Genomic DNA, 4,917 nt, shown 5'->3' with positions numbered 1-4,917 from the left:
TCCTGACCCGGGGACAGAGGCGTCCACCCCGCGCGTCCAACGACTCTGACCCCTTGAAACCGATCGTGTCGAGTACGTCGCCGTCAATCCCCTTACTAACTGACCAGTCAGTCATTAACATCCGCGGGTGCCGACCATCGAAACCCACCGCCGCCGGGCGCCGGAAGAACGACCCACCCAGATCCTCGACGCCGCCTTCCACGAATTCGGCGAACACGGACTCGCCGGCGCGCGCCTCGACGACATCGCCAAGCGGGCGCAGGTAGCCAAGGGCACCATCTACCTCTACTTCCCGAACAAGGAAGCGCTGTTCCGGGAGATGGTGCACACCACGATCGTCGCGGCGCTGGCCGAGGCGGAGGCGTCGCAGGCCGAATCCCACGCGGAGACCGCCGAGGCGCAGTTGCGCCGGCTCGGGACCGGCTGGTGGGCCTTCCTGCGCACCGAGCGCGTCCAAGTGCTGCAGCGCCTCGTCTCGCTCGAGCTTGGGGCTTTTCCCGACCTCATGCAGTTCTACGCCGACGAGGTGATTGCCAGGGGACGCCGCCTCGTCGCAGGCATCATCGCCCGCGGAGTCGCGCGTGGCGAATTCCGCGACGTCGATCCGCCATTGGCGGCCCGCATGTTCTCGTCGATCTGGATGTCGCACAGCACCTGGTGTGCGCGTCGTGAATTCTTCATGACACTCGGCAGCGACGAGCAAGTGCTCGCCGAGATGCTCGAGTTTTATCTCTACGCCCTTCGTCCATGACGCCTCGCCTGCTCTTCCTCGTTGCCGCCCTCTCGACGGCGGGTACCGCCGTGCGCGCGCAAAGCGCGCTCTCCCTGGGCGACGCGGCGCGACTCGCCGCGAAACAGAGCGGTGGCGTCGATGTCGCCCGCCAACGCGTGGCGCAGGCCGAAGCCCGCGTGACCCAGCGACGGGGTGCGCTCTTCCCCGATCTCGCGGCCGGCATCGCACAAGCCGAGCGCAACATCAACTCGGCAACGTTCGGGTTCACGTTCAGCAATCCGGTCACCGGCAAGCCGCTGCTGCGCCCGGATGGTGAGATCATCGGACCGGTGCCCACGGTCGATATGCGCTATCGCCTGCAGCAGCCGTTGCTCGATCTCGGCAACGTGGCCAAGTGGCGTGCCGCGCAGTCGTCGGTGCTGGCGGCCAGCGCCGACGTGCAGGCGCAGGCCGACCTGGCGGCGGCCACGGCCGCGGCGGTGTACGTGCGCGCCGCACGCGCCGAGGCGCAGTTGGCGTCACGCCGCGCCGACTCGGCGTTGGCGGCGGATCTGCTGCGCATTGCGCGCGATCAGCTCCAGGCCGGCACGGGCATCGCGCTCGATGTCACGCGCGCCGAGTCGCAGCTGGCCAATGTACGCGCGCAGATCATCGGCGCGCGCAATGAGCGCGACCGTGGGCTGTTGGAACTCAAGCGCGCCGTTGGTTTGCCGCTCGATGCCCCGCTCACGCTGAGCGATTCGCTGGCCGGTATGCCGGTCTCCGACGGTGCCCCCGATGCCGCCGTCGCCCTCGCCCGGGCAACCGAATCGCGCGCGGACGTGAAGGCGCTGCAGGCGCAGGAAACGGCGCAGCGTGCGGCCTCACAAGCGATCAAGTGGGAACGCACGCCGCAACTCGGGCTGGTGGTCGATCAGGGCGTGATCGGTAAGAACTGGAATCGACTGCTACCCACCTATTCGTGGGGCGTGCAGTTGTCCGTCGGCCTGTTCGACGGGTTCCGCCGTGAAGGCCGTGCGCAGGAACAGCTGGCGGCGTCGCGCGAAACCGACGCCAAGCTGCGTGAGCTCCGCGCGCAGAGCGCGCTCGAGGTACGCGCCGCGCTCCTCGACTTGAGCGCGGCGCTGGAGCAGGTGGACGCCGTGCGCGAACGGCTGCGTCTGGCCGAGCAGGAAGTGAGTCAGGCGCAGGAGCGATTCCGCGCCGGGGTCGCCGGCAACGGTGACGTGATCACGGCACTGCTGTCGCTGAATCAGGCCCGCACACTGCGCAACGATGCGCTGGCGAGCTATCAGGGCTCCCGCGTCGCGCTGGCCCGCGCGATGGGCGAAGTCCAGAAGCTCCCCTAAGCGCGTCGGCGCCGTCCATACTCCCAACTCCATACTTCGCAGTTTATGAAGAAGAATATTCGCCTGCTCATTCCCATCGTGCTGGTCATCGCCGGTGGCGTGTGGGGTTTCAATCGCTGGTCCTTTTCGCAGTCGCACGAATCCACCGACAATGCGCAGGTGGACGGACACATCGTGCCGGTGGTCGCCAAGATCGGCGGCTACGTGCTGGCGGTAAACGTGGGCGAGAATGCGCATGTCGATGACAAGGGCGTGCTGGTGTCGATCGATGAGCGTGAGTATCAGGTCAAGCTGGCGCAGGCCGAGGCCGACTACGCGGCGGCCATAGCGGCCGCCGGTAGCGGTGGAGTCGAAGGACAGGCGGCGGCGATGGTGCGCACCGCGTCGAGCCAGCGTGAGGTTGGTGATGCGCAGGTCTTGGCGGCGCGCGCGCAGGTGGTGAAGGCGCAGAGCGATCTCGCGCGCGCGAAGGAGCTCTCGGCAAAGCAGATCATCAGCATGGCGCAGCTCGATGCGGCGCAAGCTGCGTTCGATGCGGCGGCGGCCACGCTCACGGCCACGCAGCGACAGGTGAGCGCCGCAACCTCGGGGGTGTCGAACGCCGAAGCGGGGGTGCGTCTGGCGCGGGCGCGCCTGGCGGCGGCTCAGGCCGCGCGCGAGAACGCGTCGCTGCAGCTGTCGTACGCGAAGATCACGGCACCGCTGTCGGGGATCGTATCGCGCAAGCAGGTGGAAGTCGGCCAGCTGGTGCAAGCCGGGCAAACGCTGCTGTCGATCGTGTCCGACTCGGGGGTATTCGTGACGGCGAACTTCAAGGAGACGCAGCTGGCGCGCATCCGCGTGGGGCAGCAGGTGGCCCTCGAAGTGGACGCCTACGCGGCCGCCGCCGAGGGCGTGGTGGAGAGTATCGCGTCGGCCACTGGCGCCAAGTTCGCGCTGCTGCCGCCCGACAACGCCACGGGCAACTTCACGAAGGTGGTGCAACGCGTGCCGGTCCGCATCCGCATCACGAAGGGACTGGGCGCCGACCGTCCGCTGCGCCCCGGGATGTCGGTGCTAGCGAACGTCCTCGTGAAGTAGCGTCGCGCACGTCATGGCGACCACCGTCCTGCCCGTGGGTCTCACCAGTACGCCCGCTGCCGCCGCGGCGGCGGTGGCCGACGACCCGTACAAGAACAAGTACCTGATCGCGATCGCGGTGACGCTGGCCGCGGTGCTCGAACTCGTGGACACGTCGATCGTGAACGTGGCGATCCCGCACATGATGGGCACGCTCGGTGCCACGCTCGATGAAATCGCGTGGGTATCGACGTCGTACATCATCGCGAACGTAATCGTGATTCCCATGTCGAGCTGGCTGTCGTCGTACTTCGGCCGGCGCAACTATCTCACCGGCTCGATCGCGATCTTCGTCGTGGCGTCGTTCTTCTGCGGCGCGGCGACGTCGCTGTGGGGGCTGGTGTTCTGGCGGGTCATCCAGGGCCTCGGCGGCGGCGCGCTGCTGTCCACGGCGCAGACCACGCTGTTCGAAGCGTTCCCGCCGCACGAGCGCGGCATCGGCCAATCGATCTTCGGCGTGGGCGTCATGGTGGGCCCCACGCTCGGCCCGACGCTCGGAGGCTACATCGTCGATGCGTACGCGTGGCCGTGGATCTTCTACATCAACGTCCCCCTCGGCATTTTCGCCGGCTACCTCGTGTGGACGTACGTGCGCGACGCAGCGTACCACGTGAAGGCGACGACGGTGGACGTGCTGGGGATCGTGCTGCTCACGCTGGCCGTGGGCTCACTGCAGTGGATGCTGGAGCGCGGTGAGCGGTTCGACTGGTTCGAATCGCGCTTCGTGACCGGGCTTGCGATCACGAGTGTGGTATCGGCGGCGCTGCTGGTGTGGCGCGAGTTGACGATCGACGAACCCATCATCGACTTCCGCATCTTGCAGTCGCGGCAAGTCGCGCCTGGCGTGCTCTTCGCGATGTTTCTCGGACTGGCGCTGTACGGGTCGGTGTTCGTGCTGCCGGTGTTCCTGCAACAGCTGCACGGCTACACGGCGCAACAGACAGGGATGGTGATTCTGCCGGGCGCGCTGGCGTCGGCGTTCACGATGGCCTTCGTGGGACGCATCGCCAGCCGCGTCGATGCGCGACCGATGATCGTGTTCGGCGCCTTGCTGTTTCTGGGATCGATGACGCTGATGTCGCGCCTCACGCTCGATTCGGGACAGGACGACCTGTTCTGGCCGCTCATCATGCGCGGGGTGGGACTGGGTTTCCTGTTCGTACCCCTCACCAGTGCCACCGTCGCCGGGCTCCCGATGCGACTGATCGGTCAAGGCACCGGCATGTTCAACCTCATGCGTCAGCTGGGCGGATCGCTGGGCATCGCGATCATGGCGACCATGCTGGCGCGGCAGACCGTCGTGCAGAAGCAGCTGCTGACGGAGCACGTGGGTTCGTATGACCCGAACACGATGGCGCGGTTGGGCGGGCTCACGAAGGGGCTGGTCGCGCGCGGCTTCGACCCGTCTATCGCGAAACAGCAGGCCCTGCTGCTCATGGACCGCCAGATCGCGACGCAGGCGAGTGTGATTGCGTTCTCGCGGATTTACTTGATCTCGGGAATTCTGCTGGTGGCCGCGCTACCGTTGCTGCTGATCTGGAAGACGGGGAGAGCGGCTAGCATCAAGGTCGAGCTGCACTGAGGGCTGTGGGCTCACGGGCTGAGGGCTCTGCGGGCTGCAGGCTCACGGGCTGTGGGCTCACGGGCTGTGGGCTGAGGGCTCTCGGCCATCGGCCGTGGGCCGTGGGCCGTGGGCCGTGGGCCGTGAGGATGGAG

At 67.3% G+C, this 4,917-nt stretch carries 4 protein-coding genes; all 4 read left to right on the top strand.

The window, feature by feature from the left end:
• Positions 1 to 127 precede the first annotated feature (127 nt).
• From ACIRA7_RS14840 to ACIRA7_RS14825, 4 genes are read left to right on the top strand one after another with little or no spacing between them, the layout of a single operon-like run.
• Entirely contained in the window at positions 128 to 751 is a 624-nt protein-coding gene (locus ACIRA7_RS14840) for a TetR/AcrR family transcriptional regulator (protein WP_396221624.1), read from the top strand.
• Positions 748 to 2,082, top strand: coding sequence for a TolC family protein (locus ACIRA7_RS14835; protein ID WP_396221623.1), 1,335 nt, complete (start codon positions 748 to 750; stop codon positions 2,080 to 2,082). Before ACIRA7_RS14840 ends, ACIRA7_RS14835 begins: the two co-directional genes overlap by 4 nt.
• A 45-nt stretch (positions 2,083 to 2,127) precedes the next feature.
• Positions 2,128 to 3,162, top strand: a complete 1,035-nt coding sequence (locus ACIRA7_RS14830) for an HlyD family efflux transporter periplasmic adaptor subunit (protein ID WP_396221622.1) — start codon at positions 2,128 to 2,130, stop codon at positions 3,160 to 3,162.
• A 13-nt stretch (positions 3,163 to 3,175) separates the two neighbouring features.
• Positions 3,176 to 4,783 (top strand): DHA2 family efflux MFS transporter permease subunit, encoded by a 1,608-nt coding sequence (locus ACIRA7_RS14825; RefSeq protein ID WP_396221621.1) that lies wholly within the window; start codon positions 3,176 to 3,178, stop codon positions 4,781 to 4,783.
• The last annotated feature ends 134 nt before the right edge of the window (positions 4,784 to 4,917 follow it).

The organism is Gemmatimonas sp., from assembly GCF_044376735.1.
In the GTDB taxonomy this organism is placed as follows: Bacteria; Gemmatimonadota; Gemmatimonadetes; order Gemmatimonadales; family Gemmatimonadaceae; genus Gemmatimonas.
The sequence above is the reverse complement of the archived record's forward strand: the minus strand, read 5'-3'. Positions and strand labels throughout refer to the sequence as shown.